At 65.0% G+C, this 21,618-nt stretch carries 23 protein-coding genes and 1 tRNA gene; 7 read left to right on the forward strand and 17 right to left on the reverse strand.

The genetic code is table 11. The features are described 5' to 3' along the window. Nucleotides 1–33: 33 nt before the first annotated feature. The 6 genes from ACTEK7_RS21770 to ygfZ form a co-directional block, all read right to left on the reverse strand. Nucleotides 34–2,739 (reverse strand): DUF2339 domain-containing protein, encoded by a 2,706-nt coding sequence (locus ACTEK7_RS21770; RefSeq protein WP_225146950.1) that lies wholly within the window; start codon nt 2,737–2,739, stop codon nt 34–36. 111 nt (nt 2,740–2,850) lie between these two features. Then, nucleotides 2,851–3,819 carry an NUDIX hydrolase gene (locus tag ACTEK7_RS21775; RefSeq protein WP_225146951.1) on the reverse strand — a complete coding sequence of 323 codons (969 nt, stop codon included), beginning with the start codon at nt 3,817–3,819 and terminating at the stop codon, nt 2,851–2,853. 226 nt (nt 3,820–4,045) lie between these two features. After that, on the reverse strand, nt 4,046–4,552 hold the full coding sequence (locus ACTEK7_RS21780) for a tyrosine phosphatase family protein (protein WP_036028306.1): 507 nt from the start codon (nt 4,550–4,552) through the stop codon (nt 4,046–4,048). A gap of 145 nt (nt 4,553–4,697) precedes the next feature. Further along, nucleotides 4,698–5,312 (reverse strand): YfbR-like 5'-deoxynucleotidase, encoded by a 615-nt coding sequence (locus ACTEK7_RS21785; protein ID WP_036028303.1) that lies wholly within the window; start codon nt 5,310–5,312, stop codon nt 4,698–4,700. Beyond that, nucleotides 5,309–5,935, reverse strand: coding sequence for a DNA-3-methyladenine glycosylase I (locus ACTEK7_RS21790; RefSeq protein ID WP_036003631.1), 627 nt, complete (start codon nt 5,933–5,935; stop codon nt 5,309–5,311). Before ACTEK7_RS21790 ends, ACTEK7_RS21785 begins: the two co-directional genes overlap by 4 nt. After that, complete coding sequence (gene ygfZ / locus ACTEK7_RS21795; RefSeq protein ID WP_225142366.1) at nt 5,932–6,807, reverse strand: CAF17-like 4Fe-4S cluster assembly/insertion protein YgfZ; 876 nt, start codon at nt 6,805–6,807, stop codon at nt 5,932–5,934. Before ygfZ ends, ACTEK7_RS21790 begins: the two co-directional genes overlap by 4 nt. 97 nt (nt 6,808–6,904) lie before the next feature. Between ygfZ and ACTEK7_RS21800 the strand changes: the two genes are divergently transcribed. Both ACTEK7_RS21800 and ACTEK7_RS21805 read left to right on the forward strand, forming a co-directional pair. Next, on the forward strand, nt 6,905–8,239 hold the full coding sequence (locus tag ACTEK7_RS21800; protein WP_225139069.1) for a dihydroorotase: 1,335 nt from the start codon (nt 6,905–6,907) through the stop codon (nt 8,237–8,239). A 156-nt stretch (nt 8,240–8,395) separates the two neighbouring features. Next, entirely contained in the window at nt 8,396–9,265 is an 870-nt protein-coding gene (locus ACTEK7_RS21805; RefSeq protein ID WP_225146952.1) for a sulfurtransferase, read from the forward strand. Between the two features lie 190 nt (nt 9,266–9,455). Here ACTEK7_RS21805 and ACTEK7_RS21810 read toward each other — a convergent pair whose 3' ends face one another. From ACTEK7_RS21810 to ACTEK7_RS21825, 4 genes are all read right to left on the reverse strand, one after another. After that, entirely contained in the window at nt 9,456–9,722 is a 267-nt protein-coding gene (locus ACTEK7_RS21810) for a hypothetical protein (protein ID WP_036003643.1), read from the reverse strand. Between the two features lie 263 nt (nt 9,723–9,985). Then, nucleotides 9,986–10,363, reverse strand: a complete 378-nt coding sequence (locus ACTEK7_RS21815) for a TIGR02301 family protein (protein WP_225146953.1) — start codon at nt 10,361–10,363, stop codon at nt 9,986–9,988. 45 nt (nt 10,364–10,408) lie between these two features. Next, on the reverse strand, nt 10,409–10,843 hold the full coding sequence (locus ACTEK7_RS21820; RefSeq protein ID WP_225146954.1) for an NUDIX hydrolase: 435 nt from the start codon (nt 10,841–10,843) through the stop codon (nt 10,409–10,411). 9 nt (nt 10,844–10,852) lie between these two features. Continuing rightward, on the reverse strand, nt 10,853–11,362 hold the full coding sequence (locus ACTEK7_RS21825; RefSeq protein WP_036003651.1) for a hypothetical protein: 510 nt from the start codon (nt 11,360–11,362) through the stop codon (nt 10,853–10,855). A gap of 63 nt (nt 11,363–11,425) precedes the next feature. On the opposite strand from ACTEK7_RS21825, the gene ACTEK7_RS21830 reads away from it, so the two are divergent. Next, nucleotides 11,426–12,190 carry an SOS response-associated peptidase gene (locus ACTEK7_RS21830; protein WP_225146955.1) on the forward strand — a complete coding sequence of 255 codons (765 nt, stop codon included), beginning with the start codon at nt 11,426–11,428 and terminating at the stop codon, nt 12,188–12,190. 23 nt (nt 12,191–12,213) lie between these two features. On the opposite strand, the gene ACTEK7_RS21835 is transcribed toward ACTEK7_RS21830, so the two are convergent. From ACTEK7_RS21835 to ACTEK7_RS21860, 6 genes are all read right to left on the reverse strand, one after another. Beyond that, the gene (locus ACTEK7_RS21835) at nt 12,214–13,407 is read right to left on the reverse strand and encodes a CaiB/BaiF CoA transferase family protein (protein WP_225146956.1); all 1,194 of its coding nucleotides are present in this window, start codon (nt 13,405–13,407) and stop codon (nt 12,214–12,216) included. 35 nt (nt 13,408–13,442) lie between these two features. Continuing rightward, the gene (locus tag ACTEK7_RS21840; protein ID WP_225146957.1) at nt 13,443–14,372 is read right to left on the reverse strand and encodes a glycine/sarcosine/betaine reductase selenoprotein B family protein; all 930 of its coding nucleotides are present in this window, start codon (nt 14,370–14,372) and stop codon (nt 13,443–13,445) included. Nucleotides 14,373–14,648: 276 nt separating this feature from the next. Beyond that, nucleotides 14,649–15,230 carry an NUDIX hydrolase gene (locus ACTEK7_RS21845; protein ID WP_036028286.1) on the reverse strand — a complete coding sequence of 194 codons (582 nt, stop codon included), beginning with the start codon at nt 15,228–15,230 and terminating at the stop codon, nt 14,649–14,651. A gap of 9 nt (nt 15,231–15,239) precedes the next feature. Further along, entirely contained in the window at nt 15,240–15,686 is a 447-nt protein-coding gene (locus tag ACTEK7_RS21850; RefSeq protein ID WP_036028283.1) for a GNAT family acetyltransferase, read from the reverse strand. After that, nucleotides 15,683–17,110, reverse strand: coding sequence for an FAD-binding oxidoreductase (locus tag ACTEK7_RS21855; protein ID WP_225146958.1), 1,428 nt, complete (start codon nt 17,108–17,110; stop codon nt 15,683–15,685). Before ACTEK7_RS21855 ends, ACTEK7_RS21850 begins: the two co-directional genes overlap by 4 nt. A gap of 16 nt (nt 17,111–17,126) precedes the next feature. Then, nucleotides 17,127–18,134: an L-threonylcarbamoyladenylate synthase gene (locus ACTEK7_RS21860; RefSeq protein WP_225146959.1), complete on the reverse strand. Its 1,008-nt coding sequence runs from the start codon at nt 18,132–18,134 to the stop codon at nt 17,127–17,129. A 50-nt stretch (nt 18,135–18,184) separates the two neighbouring features. Here ACTEK7_RS21860 and ACTEK7_RS21865 point away from each other — a divergent pair. The 4 genes from ACTEK7_RS21865 (at nt 18,185) to ACTEK7_RS21880 (ending at nt 20,061) form a co-directional block, all read left to right on the forward strand. Beyond that, a tRNA-Pro gene (locus tag ACTEK7_RS21865) sits at nt 18,185–18,261 on the forward strand. A gap of 143 nt (nt 18,262–18,404) precedes the next feature. Beyond that, the gene (locus tag ACTEK7_RS21870; RefSeq protein WP_225128279.1) at nt 18,405–18,896 is read left to right on the forward strand and encodes a hypothetical protein; all 492 of its coding nucleotides are present in this window, start codon (nt 18,405–18,407) and stop codon (nt 18,894–18,896) included. Further along, nucleotides 18,893–19,477 carry a hypothetical protein gene (locus ACTEK7_RS21875; protein ID WP_225128277.1) on the forward strand — a complete coding sequence of 195 codons (585 nt, stop codon included), beginning with the start codon at nt 18,893–18,895 and terminating at the stop codon, nt 19,475–19,477. The genes ACTEK7_RS21870 and ACTEK7_RS21875 overlap by 4 nt, the downstream gene beginning before the upstream one ends. An 11-nt stretch (nt 19,478–19,488) precedes the next feature. Next, nucleotides 19,489–20,061 (forward strand): hypothetical protein, encoded by a 573-nt coding sequence (locus ACTEK7_RS21880; protein ID WP_225128276.1) that lies wholly within the window; start codon nt 19,489–19,491, stop codon nt 20,059–20,061. Here the strand turns inward: ACTEK7_RS21880 and ACTEK7_RS21885 are convergent. Beyond that, entirely contained in the window at nt 20,058–21,314 is a 1,257-nt protein-coding gene (locus tag ACTEK7_RS21885) for a tyrosine-type recombinase/integrase (RefSeq protein WP_225128275.1), read from the reverse strand. The two genes, ACTEK7_RS21880 and ACTEK7_RS21885, sit on opposite strands and share 4 nt — an antisense overlap. Nucleotides 21,315–21,618 lie beyond the last annotated feature (304 nt).

Below are 21,618 nucleotides of genomic sequence, written 5' to 3' on the forward strand. Positions count from 1 at the left end.
TGGAGAGGTGGAGTGCCCGCCTGACGATCCAGTCTAGCTGCCCGTCTGCGGCGCAGCCGGCGTCGGTGCGATCTGCCGCCGGAACAGGATACGCTGGTAGAGCCAGCCGATCGCGACCAGCACGACGCCGAGGCACATGAACGAGAGCGCCCGATAGACGCCGGTCAGCGTCCACACGTCGACGGCGAAGGCCTTGAAGATCGTCAGCGCGATGACGGCGGCGGACGCCAGCCGCGCACGCTCCGAATTGACCAGGATGCCGACGCCGAGCAGCGCCACGCCAAAAGCGAGCCAGCCGATCGAATAGGTATATTGCTCGGCGCTCGTTGTGCCACCGTAGAGCAGGACCGGGCCGTGATAGAAGCGGCGGATCTCCAGCGTCACATAGGTGAGCGCGAACACCAGGGCGCCACCCGCAATCGTGTTTGCATATGCGACACTGCGGTGTCCCGCCACTGCGTAGGAGAGCAGCAGCATCAGCACGGCCGGCAACGCATAGCCGAGCAGCAGCAGATTGAACACGAGGCTGCCGACATTGACGCTGGAGAGCAGCATCGGGTTCTCCAGGATCAGGAGGCCAAACACGCTGATGAGGCCGGCGATCGCCGTCAGCACGACCGCGCCGACATTGTGCACGATGCTGTGGCTGCGCAGCCGCAGGCGCTCCAGGCCGATTGCCATGGCTAGCATGACACAGACTTGCAGCGCGAACTCGAGCAGCGAGGGCGGCGAGGTCATGCGGCCGCCGGTCGCAAAGTGCCGGATCTCCATGAAGGCGAGCAGCGCGGTGAACAGGATCGCCGCCGTCTCGACCACGCGCAGCGGCGCGTCGTCGGCGCGGCGGCGCAGGAAGATGCTCGCGCCCCAGAACGAGGCGGCCGGCAGGCCATAGCCCCACAACAGCCAGTTGAAGATCGGCGTGGTGCCGACGGCATCGCCGACGATGCTCGGATCATAGACGATGCGCGCGGTGACGATCGCAGCGAAGACGGCAGCCAGCCGGCGCAGCACCGGAATCGGCCGCTGCAACGAGATCCAGGCGGTGCCGAGTGACATCAGCGCGAGCGCAATGGTGAGCCAGCCCTTCTCCAGGGCGAAGGTCAGCGCCAGCGCCAGCGCGCCGAGCGTACCGGTCGCGAACAGCGCGACCGAGGTTGCAACGCCGGGCCGTTCTTCGCGGCGCATCAGCGCTTCGGTCGCAGCGCCAAAGGCCGCAGCGAGCAGCACGGCGAGGATCGCAAACGGGATCGAGCGGTCGAGATGGGCAATGCGCGCATAGAGCGCAACCAGGATGGCGATCGGCGTCGCGACGCCCGCCGCCGACCACACCACGGGAATGATCACCGAGTTCGAGCGGCCTTGCGCGAAAAAGCCCGTGACGCCGAAACCGGCGGCGAAGATCGCGGCCGTCACCAGATGCAGCGTCACCGCGCTATCAATCGCGACCGGGCCGACGCCGGGCATCGGGCCGCCCGGCAGCACCAGCATATCGGGGTTGGCGCGCACCGCCCATTCGGCGAACACGATGAACACGGCCGCCGCGGCCGCGCCCAGCGCGCCGGTCGCCGCCGGTGCGCGCCAGGCGACGAACAGCGTGCCGCCGACGAGGAGCGTGAAGGCGATCAGCGCGAGATCCGCATGCGCGCTCGACAGCACGACCAGCATCGCGCCGAACAAATAGGCGCCGAGCGCGCCCGATGAGACCGGCTCGATCTCGCCGTCCTCCATGCTGGGTCCGAACATGAAGCCGCAGACGACGAGCAGTGCGGCGAGCACGAAGCCGGCGATGGCATGGAAGGCGTGCGGCGCGACCTGCACCTGTTCGGTATCGAGACCCGGGAAGATCCAGAGCACCGCGAAGGCAATGGTCGTGACCGCAAGCCAACGCCATAGCCTGATGCGGGCGAGCCCGAAACTCGCGGCCGTCACGACCGCAAGATAGATGTAGAGCGCCCAATAATCCGGCTTGCCGGAGGAGACGAGGATCGGCGTCACGAAGGCGCCGGCGACGCCGAGGCCGGCGAGCGCGGGGCCGTGCAGGAGAGCTGCGGCCAGCGTGCCCATCGCAACGATGCCGAGCAGCACGAAGGCTGTCGCAGGCACGAGGAAGTCGTAGAGCGCGTACGCCGCGTAGATGGTCGCGAACGCCACCGCCGTGCCGGCCGCGGTGAGGATCGCGGGAATGTTGGCGATAGGCAGCGCCGCGATGCTCGAGATGCTCTCCTTGCGCCGCGTCCATTCGCCGGCGCCAAGCAGCGCAGCGGCGAACAGGCCGCCGAGGAACACGCGCACGCCGGGGCCGAGCAGACCGGCCTCGATCGAATAGCGCACCATGAAGAAGCCGCCGAGCGCGAGCGCAAGCCCGCCGATCCACACCACCCAGCGGGTGCCGAGCCGCTCCTCGAAGCCGGGTGCGGCCTCCGGCACCGGAGGGGGCGCGGCGGCGCCCGTGCTCGGCTCAAGCGGGGGCGGCGAAATCTCTTCGGTGACGAGCGGAGGCGGCGTCGTTTCGGTTTCCGGCGCCAGCGGCGGCGGCTCGGCGGCTGCAGTCTTGGCGGGGGCTTCGGCCTGCGCCGGCATCAGCGGGGGCGGCTGCACCGTCCGCTGCGCGTAAAGCATCTCTTCGAGCGAACTGATCCGGCGGCGCAACTCGGTCCCCTGGCTGGACGCCTTGATCGCGATCAGGAAGGCGATGATCGCAATGATCAGCGCAAAGACGTCAAACGGGCCGTCGAGCATGAAGCCTCCAGGCAATCGGCGGGCAGGGGCCGATACCACTGATATCAGGAACTTAATTTCTTGAGCATGATCTTACCGGAAAACCGCAACGCAACTTTTCCGGATCATGCTCTAGCGCCGGGAGCGAACGCGCAAGCCCGGCGCGGGCCGCTCCTGGAGCACCTCGCGGCGGAAGCGGTAGAGCGCTGCCGGCCGTCCGCCCGTCTGTGTCGACATCACCCCGGTCGGTTCGACCAGGGCTTCCATCTCGACCAGGCGGCGGAAATTCTGCTTGTGCAGGTGCCGGCCGGAGATCGCCTCCACCGTGTGCTGCAGTTCAGTGAGTGTGAATTCGGTCGGCAAAAGTTCAAAGACCACAGGACGATACTTCAGCTTTGCGCGCAGCCGCGCGATTGCCGTGGCGAGAATCCGGCGGTGGTCGAACCGCATCGAGGTCCCGAGCGGGGGAAGCGTCTTGCGCGCCAATGCCGCAGGACGGCCATCGCGGCGGGCCTCCTCGATCAGCCCGGCCTCGTAGAGCAACTCGTAGCGGTCGAGCACGCGCTCCTCGTCCCAGGGTGCGCCGTCGAGACCGAAATAGAACCGCACGCGATCCTTCCGCGGCAGTGCGCGAATCGTCTCCGCCGTCTCCTCCTCGGCCCATTCGGTCAGCGCAGGGATGATGTCGCGGGCGATGATCGCCGGCGGCTGGTCGCGCCAGTCTTCCCAGGGGAAGAAGCGATACCAGGGCGCGAAGCTCGCCGCGTTTGCGGCGAGCTCGCCGCCCGCGGGGCGCGTCAGCGCGAGATAGCCGATCGACACGATGTGGGCTCCGGTGTCGCCGGCCTCGGCATGACGGCCACGGTCGCCGAACGTGTAGAGCTGCTCGACATAGCCGAGCCGCAGCCCCGCCTGTTGCTCGACCCAGGCGCGCAGGCCGATCTCGAACGTGCGATGGCTCACCGCGTCGAACGGACCGAACGGCAGCCCGGCAAGCCGGTCAGCACCGGGTGCGGTCAGGATCAGCGGCTCGTGGTTCTCGATCGCGACGATGGCCGCGGTGAGGCCGATTTCGATTGGCGTCAGCAGCGTCTCGCTCATGCGGCTGCCGTGTCGTTGAATTGAACAGAATGCCGCTTGGTTAAGACGGCCCATCCGCGGACTCGGTGCACCTCTCCCGCTTGCGGGAGAGGTCGCGTCGCATCGACAGATGCGAGGCGGGAGAGGGCTCTATCCTCTGGGGGAGTCTTCGTCGCCGAGATACCCTCTCCCCAACCCTCTCCCGCAGGCGGGAGAGGGGGCGCACCTCCATCGTGACAACCAGCTGTCATTCGAGCTCGATCGCGAAGGGGCGGCCTTCCACCATCATCGCGCCGGGGCCCATTTCGTCGAGCGCGCGCAGCATGCGGCCGTTGCGTCCGAGTGCACGATCGGCGAGGCCGACGATGCGCCGATTGGGCGAGGCGATCGGCGAGGCCGCGCGAATCTTCCTGGCGATCTCGATCTCGTCGCGATTTGGATTAAGCGCGCAAACGGCCGCGAACGCGCTGGCGGTGGAGCGGCTGATCCCGGCGTAGCAATGCACCACCAGCGGGGCGCTGCGGTCCCAGCCGCGCACGAAGTTGAGCACCTGCTCGATATGCGTCTCCGACGGCGCGACGAAGCCGTCCATTTCCTCGGTGATGTCGTCCATCGACACCTTGAGATGGTTGGCCGGGAGCACCGACACGGGACGCGCGACCTGCTCGACATTGGCCATCACGGTCAGCACGTGGCTGGCCTTGGTGAGGCGGACGGTTTCGGGAAGCGCGGCGAGGGAACAGACGTGGATCATGGCGAACCTTTTTGCGCCCGATTATAGCGAGCGCTCGTAGGGTGGGCAAAGGCGCATCGCGCCGTGCCCACCATTTCGCAATTGCGCGCATGTCGCTTGGTTCGGTGGGCACGCTTCGCTTTGCCCACCCTACGAAGGAATAATGCTACGCAAACACGGCGCCAAACCGCTCCAGAAACTGCTTCTCGGCCCGCGCTGCGGTCCAAGGCGTCAGATAGTCGCGTCGGACGCTGTCGGAGAGACCCGGATCCTTGCCGAACAGGCGCCGCGCTTCGCTCGCGCTGAAGCCGGCGAGCTCGGTTGCCTCGAGATAGGCCGCGCCGCGATCGGCGGCCTTGATGGCCTGCGTGATGTCATCAGGCAATACCGGCGGCAAACCGAAGCGGATATGGATGGCGCCGAGCAGCCGCTTCTCGACGGCCTTGTAGTGACCGTCGAGCACCGCCTTGAACGGCGAGATCATGTCGCCGATCACATATTCCGGCGCATCATGCAGCAGGGCCGCGAGCCGGACGCGCTGGTCGACGCGGGGTATCTCATGGCGCAGCACGGTCTCTACCAGCAGCGTATGCTGTGCGACCGAAAAGATGTGCGCGCCGAGGGTCTGCCCGTTCCAGCGCGCCACCCGCGCCAGCCCGTGCGCGATGTCGCCGATTTCGATGTCGAGCGGGGAAGGATCGAGCAGGTCGAGCCGCCGGCCCGACAGCATGCGCTGCCAGGCGCGGACCTCTTCGTTGCGCGCTGCCTTCTTCGCCGTCATTTGGCCTTGAGGCGCAGCTTGCGCTGGGTCTTACTGCAAGTCGCATGACAGTGGCAGTCGACCAGGTGGTCGTTGACCATGCCGGTCGCCTGCATGAAGGCGTAGACGATCGTCGGGCCGACGAATTTGAAGCCGCGCGAGGACAGCTCCTTGGAGATCTGTACCGACAGCGGCGTCGAGGCCGGCACGCTTGCCGTGGTCTTGAACTGGTTGACCTTGGGCCGTCCGTCCATGAAGTCCCACAGCAGCTTCGAGAAGCCCGGGCCCTTCTCCATGATGTCGAGATAGGACTTTGCACTCAGGATCGCGCCTTCGATCTTGGCCTTGTTGCGCACGATACCCGCATCGTTCATCAGCGCGTGAACCTTCTTGGGCGTGTAACGCGCGATCTTCTCCGGCTGGAAATCGTCGAAGGCTTTGCGGAAATTGTCGCGCTTGCGCAGGATCGTGATCCAGGACAGGCCGGCCTGGAAGCCGTCCAGCATCAGCTTCTCGTACAGCGCGCGGTCGTCGTATTCCGGCACGCCCCATTCGGTGTCGTGATAGGCGACATAAAGCGGATCTTCGCCCGGCCAGGGGCAGCGGGTCAGACCATCGGGATGCAAGCGGGCAGCGCGGCTCATGCGGTCGGCTGCTTGGCTGGAATGCGAACGACGTCTGGTTCAGCGAGTGTCAAAGCCAGCCCCCCAGCGGTGAGCGGCTGGCCCGCATCGAGCGCGTCTGCGACACGGTCGATGCGCACCAGCGCGATTCCCTTGCCGCCAGCCGTCGAGCCGATGGTGCCGACCGGCTTGTCGCCGGCAAGAATGGTCGTGCCCGGCTCGGGCGAGGCGTCCTCGAGCAGCACCTTCACGCTGCGCGTGCGCGCGGTGCCGCGATGCTGCATGCGCGAGACGACCTCCTGGCCGACATAGCAGCCCTTGTCGAAATCGACGCCGGCGAGGCGATCCATGTTGGTCTCATGCGGGAACGCATCGCTGTACATGAAATCGAGCCCGCCGCGCGGCACGCCGAGCGCAATGCGGTGCGCCTCGTACTCGGCTGCATCGACCAGCTCGGCGCCGATGAGATCGGACAGTTTCTGCTTGAGATCTTCCTGGACCAGGATGCGGTAGCCGAGCCCCTCAGCCCGCGGATCGGCAAAGGCAAGGTCGGGCTGCGCCGTCGGCTCGCCGTCCCAGGCCGCGAGCACGCCGAGGTCGAGCTTGTCCACGGTGACCTTGGCGCGCAGCTTGTAGAATTTCAGCTTGGTGGCGAGGGTGTCCGCCAGCGCCTTGGGGCAGTCGATCAGGAACCCGCCGCCGTGGCCCGCGGACGCTTCCGTGATCAGGAAATCCACGATGATCTTGCCCTGCGGCGTCAGCAATGCGCCGAATCGCCCCAGACCAGGTTTCAGCCTGTCCAGGTCGGTGGTGACGAGGCCATTGAGGAAGTTGCGCGCATCCTCACCCGCGACTTTGATCACGCCCCGGTCGGGAAGAAACGCCGATTTCATGCGAAAATCTCTTGCGACATGTTGCTCCGGAACGTAAGCCCGCAACGCATAAACGACAAGACCTCGAGCCCTGCGCCCTGAGGATGAGAGAGGCCCAATGACCCAGCGTTTCGATGTGATCCTGAAGGGTGGCACCGTCTTCAACCAGGACGGCGAGGGCGTGCGGGATATCGGCATCACGGGCGGCCGCATCGCCGAGCTCGGTCCGCTGTCGCAAGGCTCGGCCGCCGAGGTGATCGACTGCAAGGGCCTGCACATCCTGCCCGGCGTGATGGACACGCAGGTGCATTTCCGCGAGCCCGGGCTGACGCACAAGGAAGACCTCGAGACCGGCTCGCGCAGCGCCGTGATGGGCGGCGTCACCGCCGTGTTCGAGATGCCGAACACCTCGCCGCTGACCGTGACGGAGGCCGAATTCACCGACAAGGTGAAGCGCGCCCATCACCGCATGCATTGCGATTTCGCCTTCTTCATCGGCGGCACCCGCGAGAACGTGCAGGACCTGCCTGTGCTGGAGCGCGCACCCGGCTGCGCCGGCGTCAAGGTGTTTATCGGCTCGTCCACCGGCGCGCTTTTGGTGGAGGACGACGAGAGCCTGCGCCGCATTTTCCAGGTGATCCGCCGCCGCGCCGCCTTCCACGCCGAGGACGAATACCGCCTCAACGAGCGCAAATCGCTGCGCATCGAGGGCGATGCGCGCTCGCATCCGGTCTGGCGCGACGAGACCGCGGCGCTGATGGCGACGCAGCGCCTCGTCAAGCTCGCGCACGAGACCGGCAAGCGTATTCACGTGCTGCACATCTCGACCAAGGAGGAGATCGAGTTCCTGCGCGACCACAAGGATGTCGCCTCCTGCGAGGCGACGCCGCACCATCTCACCCTGGTCGCGCCGGAATGCTACGAGCGGCTCGGCACGCTGGCGCAGATGAACCCGCCGGTGCGCGGCGCCGATCATCGTGCCGGCATTTGGCGCGGCATCGAACAGGGCATCATCGACGTGCTCGGCTCCGACCACGCCCCGCATACGCTGGAGGAGAAGCAGAAGACCTATCCCGCTTCGCCTTCCGGCATGACCGGCGTGCAGACGCTGGTGCCTGTTATGCTCGATCACGTTAATGCGGGTCGGCTTTCGCTGGCGCGCTTCGTCGACCTCACCAGCGCCGGCCCTGCGCGCCTCTACAACATGGCCTGCAAGGGCCGCATCGCCGCCGGCTACGATGCCGACTTCACCATCGTCGATCTCAAGCGCAGCGAGACCATCACCAACAAATGGGTGGCGTCCAAGGCCGGCTGGACGCCCTATGACGGCGTTCGCGTCACCGGCTGGCCGGTCGGCACCTTTATCCGCGGCCGTCGCGTGATGTGGCAGGGCGAGCTGGTGACGGCCGCGCAGGGCGAGCCGGTGCGGTTCCTGGAGACGCTGAAGCAGTAGGGTGATGTGGGGGACGCACGGGGCTTCCCCATTCGTCATTGCGAGCGCAGCGAAGCAATTCAGTCTGTCGCCGCGGAAAGACTCTGGATTGCTTCGCTGCTCTCGCAATGACGGGAGGGGCGGTCTACACTTTCTCTCGAACGGGAGTGCAGCCTGATGTCCCAACCCGCCGCCCTCATCACCACCGAGCAGCTCGCCGCCATGCTCGGCGATCCCAACCTTCGCCTCTACGACTGCACGACCTATCTTGAGCCCGCGCCGGAAGGCAGCGCCGTGCCTTATCGCGCCGTGCCCGGCGACAAGACGTTCGCCGCCGGCCACATCCCCGGCGCCGATTTCCTCGACCTGCAAGGCGAGTTCTCCGACGCCTCGTCGCAACACTTCTTCATGATGCACGATGTCGCCCAGCTGGAGGCCGCCTTCGGCCGCCACGGCCTCGATGCTGGCAAGACCATCGTGCTCTACAGCATAGGGACGATAATGTGGGCGACGCGGTTCTGGTGGATGTTGCGCGCGCTCGGCGTCGATGCCCACGTGCTCGACGGCGGCTTCGACAAATGGCAGCAGGAGGGACGGCCGACCGAGACGGGCGCACCGAAAGGCTATCCGGTGACGGCCTTCAAGGCGGCGCCGCGCCCAGGCTGCTTCGTCGACAAGGAAGCCGTGCTGGCGCGGATCGGCGATCCCGCGACCATCATCGTCAACGCGCTCGGGCCGCAGTTTCACCGCGGCCTCGAGCCGAGCCGCTATGGCCGGCCGGGCCGCGTTCCCGGCAGCGTCAACGTTCCCGCAGCCACACTCGTGAATGCCGACAAGACGCTGGCGGATCTTGCGGATGCGCAAGCGAAGTTCGCCGCCCAGGGCGTCACGCGCGACAAGAATGTGATTCTTTATTGCGGCGGCGGCATCTCGGCGACGATCGACCTCCTGCTGCTGACGCAGCTCGGCTACGACAAGCTGACGCTCTACGACGCTTCGATGGGCGAATGGGCGAGGGATCCGGCGCTGCCGATCGAGACGGACTGAGGCGCGCGTTCCCGGCTCTGTCGGGAACATCTCCCGGTCATCGCGAGATTAATGCTTGTCCGCCGGCAACGGCTTCCGTGCGATAAGAGCGGCAGACTTCGCGACGCCTTTCGCAGAGTCATTCATCCGTCAACTGGCCCCGCCCGCGTGGCGGGGTCATTTTCAGGACGGCTTACTGCTTCAGGACGGCTTACTGCCTGCAGATGCCGACCGAGAATTCGCCGTTGCGAATGCGGCCGGGAAAGCCCTCGACGAACTTTGCCACTGCGTCCTCGCCATAGGTGCCGACGAGCTCGGCGAGGGCCGCGAACAGGCTCGCCTGCGCCAGGCAGTCGCCGTCGACGCCGTCATGACGCGCCTCGGCCCAGGCCTCGTTGAGATAGCTCAGTGCGGCCTGTTTCTGCTCGTGATCGGGCAGCGGCGCGCGGGCGGGGGCGTAGGAAATCGGCTGGCTCATGAAACTCGGTCAGGCTGGGGCGCGATCCACGGCGATGCGCTGTGCGAGAGGTGTAGCACGGGCGTTAACGACCGCTAGGCCACATCTTTAAGAACGGTTAACGGCTGTGAACAAAGTCGATGACAGGGTTCCAGGCCCGCACATGCGTCGACCGCGCCGTCATTCCGGGGCGCGCCTCGCACGAGCCCGGAATCCATCGGGCATCAGAGACGGTGGATGAATGGATTCCGGGCTCTCGCGCGCGAGCCCCGGAATGACGAGAATCAGTTCGCGTAGCGCGCCGTGAGATCGCGCGAGATCTTCGAGCCTTCCTCGATGTAGCGGCGGATCGCCACCATCGCGGCCGGCGTGCAGCTGCGATAGGTCTGCTGAAAACCGTTATAGCCGCGGTTGAAGCCGGCGATCATGCGCGTGCGGCGCTCGCCGGAGGGGGTCTCGGCATCGATCAGCGCCTGCATCTCGTTGCGCCATTTGTTACCCTCGTTGGCCCCGCAGATGCCGCGCAGATAGTGCAGGCCGCCCAGGATCTCGGCCAGCCGCTGCAGTTCGCCGTCAAACGGCGCCGCCACGTCCTGGGCCCTCGCAGGCACGGAGGCGCAGGCGAGAATCAGGGCAAAAATGGCGAGAAATCGCGACGACATCGGCGGCTGTATGCCCCCTCGGGACGGCTGGCGCAAGGCGGGCCGTCAGGCTCCAAGCAGCCGGTGAGCGGACTGGATGACCTCCTCCAGCCCCCCGGTCAGCTTCACGTCGCCGAGGCTTGCCAGGGCGCCAGGGGCGATCCAGCGGTAATCGTCGAGCTCGTCGTTCAGCGCCGGCTCCCGGGCCGTCCAGCGCGCGGCAAAGGACATGATCAGGTAATGGCCGGCGCCGGCCGCGGCCGGCAGCACCTCGCGCCAGCCGGCGAGGCCAATGATCTCGATGCGAAGGCCGGTTTCCTCGTCGACCTCGCGGCTCAGGGCCTGATGCAGCGATTCGCCGAACTCGACCCGGCCGCCCGGCAGCGAATAGAAGCCCTTGGCCGGCGAGCGGGCGCGGCGGACCAGTAGCACCTTGCCGTCGCGGAAGATCGCCGCGCTGACCGCAAGCTGGGGATGGGCAGGATGGACGATTGCGGCCAATCGCGTCACCTATCCGGATGAGTTCGCCATGATGGTGTCGACGTCGGCTTCCGCCCCGCCATTGATGATGCCGCCGCAGGCTGCGATCAGGGGCTTGACCCAAAGCGTGGCCTGCTCGGCGAGGCGGACGCGCGTCGTGTCCTTCTCGACCTCGCGCATGGCCGAGCCGACCGCGGTCAGGATCGAGGTCATGGTATCCGTCAAGTGGTCGAACTGGGCACGCACGTTGGGATCGGCTTTCTCATAGGCTTCGATCGCCAAATCCCGCGCCTTGAAATTCGACGCCGTGAAATGCTCGGCATAAGACAGCGGCGTCCAGGTCAGGAAGTCTTCGGCGCATTCCGGCATATCCGGCACCATTTCGAGCAGCATCACGGCTTCATTGAAATGGTTGAGATAGTCGGTGGCAAGCCCGGTCCGCGGATTGATGTTGGCCACGCGCAGCCGTTCGGCCCAGGCGGTCGCCTCAGGGCCCGTCTGTACATGCGTCCGCGCGGGTTGGGAGGCCGTTGAGCTCATCTGCCGCAGTGTTAACGTTCGGGGTTAAAAGGACCTGAACGGACCCTATATAGGCCTCCAAGGATGTGTGGACGCTTCGTCATAACTTCGGCCCCCGCGGCTTTGCGGCAACTGTTCGGCTATGTCGAGCAGCCGAATTTCCCGCCCCGGTACAATGTCGCCCCGACGCAACCGATTCCGGTGGTGCTGCTCGAGAACGGCGCGCGCCATTTCCGCCTGATGCGCTGGGGTCTTCTGCCCGGCTGGGTCAAGGACCCCCGCGGGTTCACGCTCCTGATCAACGCCCGTTCCGAGACGGTGCTGGAGAAGCCTGCGTTCAAGAACGCGATTCGCCGCCGGCGCGGCCTGATTCCGGCCGATGGTTATTACGAGTGGAAGACGCAAACCGGCCGCAAGCAGCCCTTTTTCATCCACCGTGCCGACGGTGAGCCGCTCGGCTTTGCCGCTGTGTTCGAGACCTGGGTCGGTCCGAACGGCGAGGAACTCGACACGGTCGCGATCGTCACCGCCGCGGCGGGCGAGGATCTCGCCGCGCTGCATGACCGCGTGCCCGTCACCATCAGCCCGCACGACTTCGAGCGCTGGCTCGACAACAAGGGCGACGAGATCGACGCGATCCTGCCCTTGATGAGGCCCCCGCGCGCCGGCGAATTCGCCTGGCACCCGGTCTCCACCCGCGTCAACCGCGTCGCCAATGATGACGAGCAGCTCGTGCTGCCGATCAGCGCGGATGAGATCGAGGCTGAGGCCGAGGCGGCGAAGCCGAAGAAGGCGGTGCGGAAGGTTGCCGCTAGTCCGGCGGATGACGGGCAGGGGTCGTTGTTCTAGGCCGCGGCGGAACGTGTGTCGCGCTACACAATCTCCCGCGCTCTCAGCCCCGCGATCTCTGCCACATCGAACCCCAGCTCGCCCAGCACCGCATCCGTATCCGCGCCCAGCTCCGGCGCCATGCGATCCAGCCGGCCGCCGCCATGAGCGAGCTTGAAGCCGCTGCCGGCAAAGCGCAGGCGGCCGTATTGCGTGTCTAGCTCCTGGATCGCACCGCGCGCCTTGATTTGCGGATGGTCGATGACCTCCTCGACCTTCCAGATGCTGGCGCAGGGCGCGCCGGCGTCCTCCAAGATCGTCTCCCATTCGCGTGCCGGCCGTTTCGCTAGCGCCTGCTCGATGATGGCGCGCAGCGCGCCCTCGTTCTCGTTGCGCGAGAACCAGTCGGCAAAGCGCGGATCTGACAGCGTATCCTCGCGCCCGAGCGCAGCCATCAGCGCGCGGTACTGCTTCTCGTTGTTGACGGCGAGCAGGATATGGCCGTCGCCGCACTTGAACAAATTCGCCGTGGTCCGGCGGCTCACCGCCTGATTGCCCGATAGCTGCTGTCGATGTCCGGAGACCGACCAGTCGGCGATCTGGCCCGAGAGAAACGCCAGCGTCGCCTCCAGCATGGAGACGTCGATCAGCTGCCCCTTGCCGGTGCGGTCGCGCTGGTACAGCGCGCTGGACACGCCGAACGCAGCGGTGGCGCCCGAGAGCACGTCGCACACGGCAAAGCCCGCGCGCGTCGGCCCCGTCTCGGGGTGGCCGGTGATCGCCATGATGCCCGACAGCGCCTGCATCTTGCCGTCATAGCCGGGCCGCAGGCGATCCGGGCCGGTCTGGCCGAAACCCGACACCGCACAATAGATCAGCTTCGGGTTGACGGCCGACAGCGCCTCATAGCCGATGCCGAGCTTGTCCATCACGCCGGGGCGGAAATTCTCCATGACCACGTCGACGCGGCCTGCGAGCTTCTTCACGATCGCGATCGCCTCCGGCTTCTGCAGATCGAGCGTCAGGCTGCGCTTGTTGCCGTTGACCGCCTGGAATGCCGGCGCCAGACCGCGCTCGGCCCATTCGCGGCTGAGCGGCGTGCGGCGCATGTCCTCGCCCTCGCGCCGCTCGACCTTGATGACGTCGGCGCCGAGCAGCGCGAGCTGGTAGCTCGCATAGGGGCCGGCCAGCACTTGCGTAAAATCCAGGATCTTCACGCCCTCGAACGGTCGCGTCACCTCGCTCTCCCTCGGCTTATTGTTGTTGGAGGGCGTCAGGCGGCGCGGTTGCCGCGCGCGATCTCCTTCTGCTTGTCGAACTCGGCGCGGCGGCGAGCCAGCTCTTCGGGCGAGAGCTGCGCAACGTTGTTGTAGTCGAGCTTCCAGGAGGCGTCCTCGCTCCAGCGCAGCGGCGATTGCATCGTGGTCTGCGGACCGCTCGCGCTCTCCAGCAGCCGGAGCGCGAGCTCGAGCGTCTGGGCCTGCGAGGCGATGTCGTGCGGCTTGCCGGCGGAATTGCCGAGCGGGAAGTCGGAGAACAGGAAGCGCGGCACGGCCGCGTGCTCGACGATGTCCTTGGCGCAGCCCATGACCACGGTGGCAATGCCGTTGCGCTCCAGGTGCCGCGCCAGCAGCGCCGTGGTCTGGTGGCAGACCGGGCAGTTTGGCACCAGCACCGCGACGTCGACCTTGTCCGCGAGGCAGCGCGCCAGGATCTCCGGCGCGTCGGTGTCGAGCGTCACGCGATGGCTGCGGTTGGTCGGCGCGCCGAAGAAGCGCTGGCTCACTTCGCCGATGCGGCCGGCGGCGCTCGCCTTCAACAGCTGCGGCAGCGGAAACCAGGTGCCGCTGTCGGTGGCCGAGGTGTGCTTGCGGTCGTAGCCGATGTGCGAGATGCGCAGATCGTGCTGTTTCGACGTGTCGCCGTCATAGACCTGATAAAACTTCGCGTTGCCATTATACGCCGCGCCCGGCCCCTGGTCGCCCTTGGCCGGATCGTAGGGCGCCGCGGTGGTGATGATGGTGACGCGCGATTGCGACAACGGCTTCTTCAGCGGCTGGAACGGCGCCTCGGTGTAATGCGCCCAGCGGTACGGCGTGGTGTAGCCGATCGCCGCGTAATAATCCCGGGTGCGCTGCATGTAGGGGACGGGGGAATCGTAGTCGGGCGCAAAGCCGAATTCATCGTCGCGCGGAGCGGACATGGCGCGTCTCCTGATTCTTGGTTGACGACAGACTAGAGATAGTTTTGCGGTTGCTCAACCGGGGGGGAGCGGCGGCGCAGGTCTGAATTGCAGGCTTGATAGAGCGAGCTGCGCTCCTCCCCTCTCCCCTTGTGGGAGAGGGTGGATCGCCGCATAGCGGCGAGACGGGTGAGGGGTATCCATCCTCACGAACGATCTCACAAGTGGAGAGAACCCCTCATCCGGCGCTTCGCGCCACCTTCTCCCACAAGGGGAGAAGGAAGGACAGCCGCAAGGTCACCTGAACACATGCAGCGCCACATACTGCAGCAGCATGATCGCCTTGGCGTCGATGATGCGGCCGTCGGCGATCATCGCCAGCGCCTCGTCGATGGACAGCTCCAGCACCTCGATGTCCTCGCCCTCGTGCTCCAGGCCGCCGCCGTCGCTCACCCGCATCTCGGGCTCGTATTCGGCGACGAAGAAATGCAGCTTCTCGGTGATGGCGCCGGGGCTCATGAAGGCCTCGAACACCTTGTGGACATGGTGCAGGCGATAGCCGGTCTCTTCCTCCGCCTCGGCGCGGATGCGCTCCTCGGGCTCGGCGTTGTCGAGCACGCCGGCGGCGGCCTCGATCAAGAGGTCGTCGTAACCGCGGATGAAGGCCGGAAGGCGGAACTGGCGCACCAGGATCACGGTCCGTCGCGCGAGATTATATGGCAGCACGGCGGCGGCGTTGTCGCGCTCATAGGTCTCGCGATGCTGGGTCTGCCACTCGCCACTTGCGCGCCGGTATTCGAAGGTCGTGGTCTTCAGCGTGGTCCAACCGTCCGAGAGCACGCGGACGTCCTTGATGCGGACGCGGTCGGAAAGGGTCATGCCTCGATCTCAATTGCTTGGCGTGGTCGCACGGCCGTCGAGCCACTTCTGGAACATCAGGGATGTCGACAGCTCGAAGCCGAGCGAGCCATAGAACGCGTTGGCCTGCGCGTTCTCGCGACGGACCAAGAGCTGCAGCTTCAAAATCCCGGCGCTTCGCAGCCAGTCCTCGGCCGCCGCCATGATGATGCGGCCGAAGCCGTGCTTCTGACAGCTGGGATCGACGGCGACGTAATAGACCCAGCCGCGATGGCCGTCATGGCCGACCATCACGGTGGCGACGATCGCGCCATTGTCGCGGCCGACCAGCACGGTGGAATTGTCGCGCCGCCGCGCTAGTGCGATGTCGGCATGCGGGTCGTTCCAGGGGCGCGTCAGGCCGCAGCGCTGCCACAGCGCGACCACGCCCTCGACGTCGGCATCGGTGATCGCATCGATCGCAAGGGAAGCGCTCACAGCACCTTCCCCGGATTCATGATGCCGAGCGGATCGAGCATCGTCTTGATGGAGCGCATCAGCTCGATCGCGGTTTTGTCCTTCACCTCGGGGAGCTCGTCGCGCTTGAGCACGCCGATGCCGTGCTCGGCCGAGATCGAGCCGCCCATGCGCAGCACGATCTCGAACACCACCGCGTTCACATCATGCCAGCGCGCGAGGAAATCGGCGGTGTCGGCGCCGATCGGCTGGCTGACGTTGTAATGCAGATTGCCGTCGCCGAGATGGCCGAACGGCACCGGCCGGGCGCTGGGGATCAGCTTCACCACGGCCGCATCGGCTTCCGCGATGAATTCGGGCACGGCCGCAACCGGGACGGAGATGTCGTGCTTGATCGAGCCGCCTTCCGGCTTCTGCGCCGCCGACATCTCGTCGCGCAGCTTCCAGAACGCGCCGCGCTGGGCGAGGCTCGCCGCGATCACGGCGTCGTCGACGATCTCCTCCTCCATGGCACGGCCCAGGATCGTCTCCAGCGGCGTGCGGGCATCCTCGCTCGGCGATGACAATTCCATCAGCACGTACCAGGGATGCTTCTCTGCGAGCGGATCGCGCACGTCGATGCCGTGGCGGACCGAGAAATCCACCGCCAGCTCCGACAGCAGCTCGAAGCTCGTCAGCGCATTGGCGGCTTCGCCTTGCGCGATGGTGAGCAGCCTCAGCGCCGCCGCCGGCGATTTCAGCCCGACGAAGGCGGTCTCGATCGCCCGCGGCTTCGGAAACAGTTTCAGCGTCGCCGCGGTGATGATGCCGAGCGTGCCTTCGGCGCCGATGAAGAGGTTGTGTAGATTGTAGCCGGTGTTGTCCTTCTTCAGCTTTGACAGCGAATTGAGCACGCGCCCATCGGCGAGCACCACTTCGAGGCCCAGCGTCATCTCGCGCGCGACGCCATAGGCGAGCGCCGCGGTGCCGCCGGCATTGGTCGAGAGATTGCCGCCGATGGTGCAGCTGCCTTCCGCGCCGAGCGACAGCGGAAACAGCCGATCGACCTCGGAGGCCTTGGCTTGCGCGATCTGCAGCACCACACCGGCTTCCACTGTCATGGTGTTGGACGCGGTGTCGACCTCGCGAATCTTGTCGAGCCGGCGCAGCGACACCACCACCTCGCCATTGTGCGGCGTCTGGCCGCCGACGAGCCCGGTGTTGCCGCCCTGCGGCACCAGCGCGATGTTGTGCGCGGAGGCGAGCTTGCAGATCGCGGAAACCTCCGCCGTCGAGCCCGGGCGCAGCACCAGCGGCGAGCGGCCGTGGAACAGATTGCGCTCCTCGGTGACGTAAGGCTCGATATCAGTCGGGTCGGTGATGGCGTGGCGGTCGCCGACGATCTTGCGGAATTGCTCGATCAATTCGGGCGCAAGCGGCGGGGTGGCAGGCTTGTTGATGTTCATGTCCTCGTCTCTTGCTTCAACGCGCCACCGCGGCGCGGCGCAGCCGGTCGTTGATCGCCTCGCCCAGACCATCTTCGGGAATCGGCATCACCGCAATCGCCCGCGGCGCTTTTGCATCGAGGCTGCGAAGATAGCCGAACAGATTGGCGGCGGCTTCATCGAGATCGGCGGTGGGCGACAAATTCATGACGGCCGAGGCGGCGTCAAGACCGGGCAGGCGCTCCGGGCCGAACGCCAGCAGCGCATCGCCCGGCGCGACCTCGCGTGCGTTGAGCCGCACAAGGGCGCGCGGCGCGTAATGCGAGGCCAGCATGCCCGGGGCCAGCGGCTGGCTGTCGTCGCTGCCAGCCTCCGCCGGCGGCCGCGCCAGCTTCGCGCCCAGCACCGCCTCGATCCGCTCGCGCGAGAGCCCACCGGGACGAAGCAGCATCGGCGCGTCGAAGCAGCCGACAATCGTGGATTCAACGCCGACCGTAACAGGCCCGCCGTCGATGATCAGGTCGATCCGCCCGGCAAGGTCGCTCTCGACATGCGCGGCCAGCGTCGGCGAGACGTGGCCGGAGATGTTGGCCGAGGGCGCCACCACGGCGCCGCCGAAGGCGCGCAGGATCGCCTGCGCGACGGGATGGGCGGGGATGCGGATCGCCACCGTGTCGAGGCCAGCGGTGGCGAGATCCGCCACCGTGCAGTCCTCGGCCTTCGGCACCACGAGCGTCAGCGGCCCCGGCCAGAACGCCTCCGCAAGCGCCAGCGCCCGCGCATCGAACCGCCCGATCCGCCGCGCGGCCTTGAGGTCCGCGACATGCGCGATCAGCGGATTGAACGCCGGCCGGCCCTTGGCGGCGTAGAGATGGGCGATCGCGACCGCATTGGCAGCATCCGCCCCGAGCCCGTAGACCGTCTCGGTCGGAAACGCGACCAGCCCGCCGGCCGCAAGTCGCCGGGCGGCGGCTTCCGCGCCGGCTTCGCCGGCCGGCAATATCAGCGTTTCGACACCCGTCTTCACAGGGATAAAATTCCTCATCTCGGCCGCTTGCAGTGCGTCAAGCCCGACGCTATAAGCCGCCTTCTTGTCGGAGTGTGGCTCAGCCCGGTAGAGCACTGCGTTCGGGACGCAGGGGTCGCAGGTTCGAATCCTGCCACTCCGACCAAGATTTCAACTACTTATAGTTTCCGGGGCGTCGTTCCGCAATGAAATGCGCAATGAAAAGCCTCTTGCCTCCGGGGATAACGCGCTCACGACCTCTTCCTCAAGCGTGGGTTGTGACATATCAGCTTCCGCAGGGAGGGCTGAGTGTCGAGTCCATTTCAGAGGATTGTTCTTTTAAATCGATTGGTTGCTCGGTCGATTTCAAAGGCTCCGAGCCACGCCAAAGTTCCGATCGTCTCCGGCAAGAGCATGTTCGACGCTCTCGAGGAGCGACGAAAAGCAGCGTGGGCTATTGAGTTTTTCGGAAAGTCAGAGACCGAGAGAGAGTCCGAAGAGACGGACGATGAGCGGAAAATCCGGTGCGCCGGATTGAACTTCATCTGGCTCCGAGATCTCAAGTCTCATACACGCGACGGTTTTCGATACTATCAGCTTCTGCTGGAATACGTTGATCAGCAAAAGACAACATTCTCCGTCGTCGACACGGCAAACTTGAACGGACGGGATATCTCCGGCCACGAAAATGAACGCGGGTGCGTGTCAGCCCATGTGGTCGTTCGCACCCCGGTCGTGGCCGTTGATAGCGGCGACTACCGATGTGTGATCGAAGTTGCACACTCAATAAACCGAAAATGATTGAGGATTTCCTGTGTCGGCAGCTTCGCCGATGGGCAACGCAGGACGAACTCTCATTTGACGTACCGGTGCCAGATCCGAAACGAGGAAATGTGCTCAAGCCCTACCGATTCAATCCCCGCCTGGAACTCCACGCCGATGTTGGACGGAACGTCGGGTTTGCCACTGGTCCAGGTGCTGAAATTTCCTATCTAATCTTTACCAAGAGCAAAGAAAAACAATCGATTGCCGGTAAAACCCATGTGATCAATGAGGAATTTGACGCCCAAGTTCAATTGAAGGTGTCCGCCAAGCAGGGACCAAACGACCCTAAAGCACGTTTCGAATGGATGAACGCCCTGCGAACCTACTACACACAGCGCGGGTACAAGATTAAGGTGTCATTCCGGCACGTAAACGGTGCGATGATCACCGGGTCGTTGCCGGATGCACTTGCCGGCGCTTCGGATCTGATGATCTGCACAAAAGATGTAATATCTCTCCAGGCAGCCAGAGAGTGGTACACGACAGTCAACCGCGATGTCGTGAAGCAGATGGAAGCCTTGCTGGACAAAGACTCGCTATGGAAAGGTCACGGATAGAGTATCTGGACGTGGAACAGGGCGGGACGCATTCGCGACTGCGCCTGCTTGCTCCTATCCGCTACCTTTCTATCCGTCATCCAGAGAAGCGCCGGTATGACGTGATCGTTCCATTATCCGTCGCACTGGTGGCATGGATCGTTTACGTAGGCGTCCAACCACGCGCCCCACTGTTCGGCGATGCTGGGTTATTGCGGTTTGCCAGAGACCTATTGATCATGGCTGTACCGTTTATGGTGGGGGCGCTGGCGGCAGTATCGATGGGCGCGCCAGGTAACAACATTGATCGAAGGCCAATGGGAGCTGAGCTTTGGCTGGACAATGACGCCCTGACTATGCGCCAATTCCTTTGCTTTCTGCTAGGTTATCTGAGCTTCTTGGGCCTTGTGACGCTATTCGCTGTCGTGGGCGCTGGCTTGATGAGGGACGCGGTTATCAGCTGGACAGCAAGTGCTCCGTTGGCTCGAACAGCGGTCTGGGCAATCGGTAGCTTGATCCTGTCTATGCTTTTATCGTTCTTGTCGGTGACTGTATTTTGGTCGCTCTATTTTCTGACAGACGTTGCTAACCGCAAGGGGAATTAGCGTCGTCCCCCAAACGCTTCGGCCGCCTCTTCCTGGAAATCTGGATGGTGATGGCCATAGTTGGCTTCCAGCTGCTCCACGGTCATCCCAAGCCAGCCAGCGGCTTCCCACATATCGACGCCAGCTTGCATGAGCCAAGTCGCGGCGGTGTGGCGCAAGGAGTGGCGAACCACATCATCGCCCAGTCCCGCATCCTCCAGAATTGCTTCCCAAGCCGACCTGATCTTGCCGGCAAGCGGCTGGCCATCGTGGATGCGGTTGACGATGAATCGTATCTGCTCGCCGTTCCTCATGACGCCCGCTGCTCTGAGTTCGGAGGAACGCTTCTCGTCGATCTTACGCCAGCGGACTAGGTGAGGGCGCAGCCGGCTGGCGATCTTCGCGGGCGGGCGTCGCTTCTTGGTCGACCGCTCCAAGGCTCCCTTGCCTTGGTACACCATCGCGTCCAGATTCATCCAAGGATGAGTCGTTGTCGATAGCCACTGTGTGCGGCGGATCGTCTCTTCGCGGCGCGCGCTGTAAATGCCGACCAACATGAAACGCGCCGCCGGATAGCGACGGCGGATGATCCACCGCTCACGTCTCAAAAGCTTGCCATCTTCACCACGCTTCCAGGTCTCTCGCTCATTGTCCCACACGTAACCAATCGCTGCTGCGAGTAAGCGAGCGGCTTCATTGCGTGTTAGCCACCGGTGACGCCCCTCCGCCTTTGGAGGCAGGGTGATCTTTGGGACCACGCTAAGTGTGTGTTCTGCGTGATAGACGTTGACCGCAGCCCGCAAATCCTCAAGTCGGCGTCGCGCGGTCTGATCTGAGACCGAGCTGTTGCGGGGCTTGATGCCTGCCTTTCTGTTGTTCTCGTTCGGCGTGCCAGTAGACCAGTCTACGAAATCACGACAGAGTTGGGCTTTGAGCTCGCTGACCGTCTTGTCGCCAAAGAAGGTGTTGAGGTCGAGCAAGCGAATGAGCAGCAGATCGTGTTGTGCCCACGCGCGTTGGTCGCTCTTATCCTTGGGGCGCTTTGCAATCTCGTAAGCAGTGAGAACATCAGCTATGGCGAGGGCGCCCGGGTCAGTGGCGCCGATTGTACTTGTATGTCGCCCGCCGATGTAGGTTTCGAGTGCCTTCGCAGCGCCATCAATGTCGTCGCGGCCGAAGCCTGTGCGGATCTGCCGGCCGCGGTCGAGGATGATCCAGGTCTCATCGTCGTCTCGGAACCAGAGTCGTGGTGGCTTGGCTTTGCGGCCCGGCATGACGGCTTGACCAGTTTGCGGATGGCGCGAGGTGTGGTCAAATCTTTGCCTGCCACTTTGGCAATTTCAAGAGTCCCAGTCGCTGCGGCCCTGCGCAACGATGATAAGGTCAATGGACCGTGCGGAAAAAATACGGTAACGGCCTCGATCAGCGTCATCACTTCGTCCTCCCCCCACTGTGCAGGATCGGGCCGGGCTTTGGCGCGAGCGAGTCTATCGATCTTACGCTTCGGCATATCTTGAACGCGGTACTTGTGAGTGCGCGAGGCCCTTCGGATCGGCCACCCGTCCAAGGTGTATGCGA

The organism is Bradyrhizobium sp. JHI2711 (genome assembly GCF_056156565.1).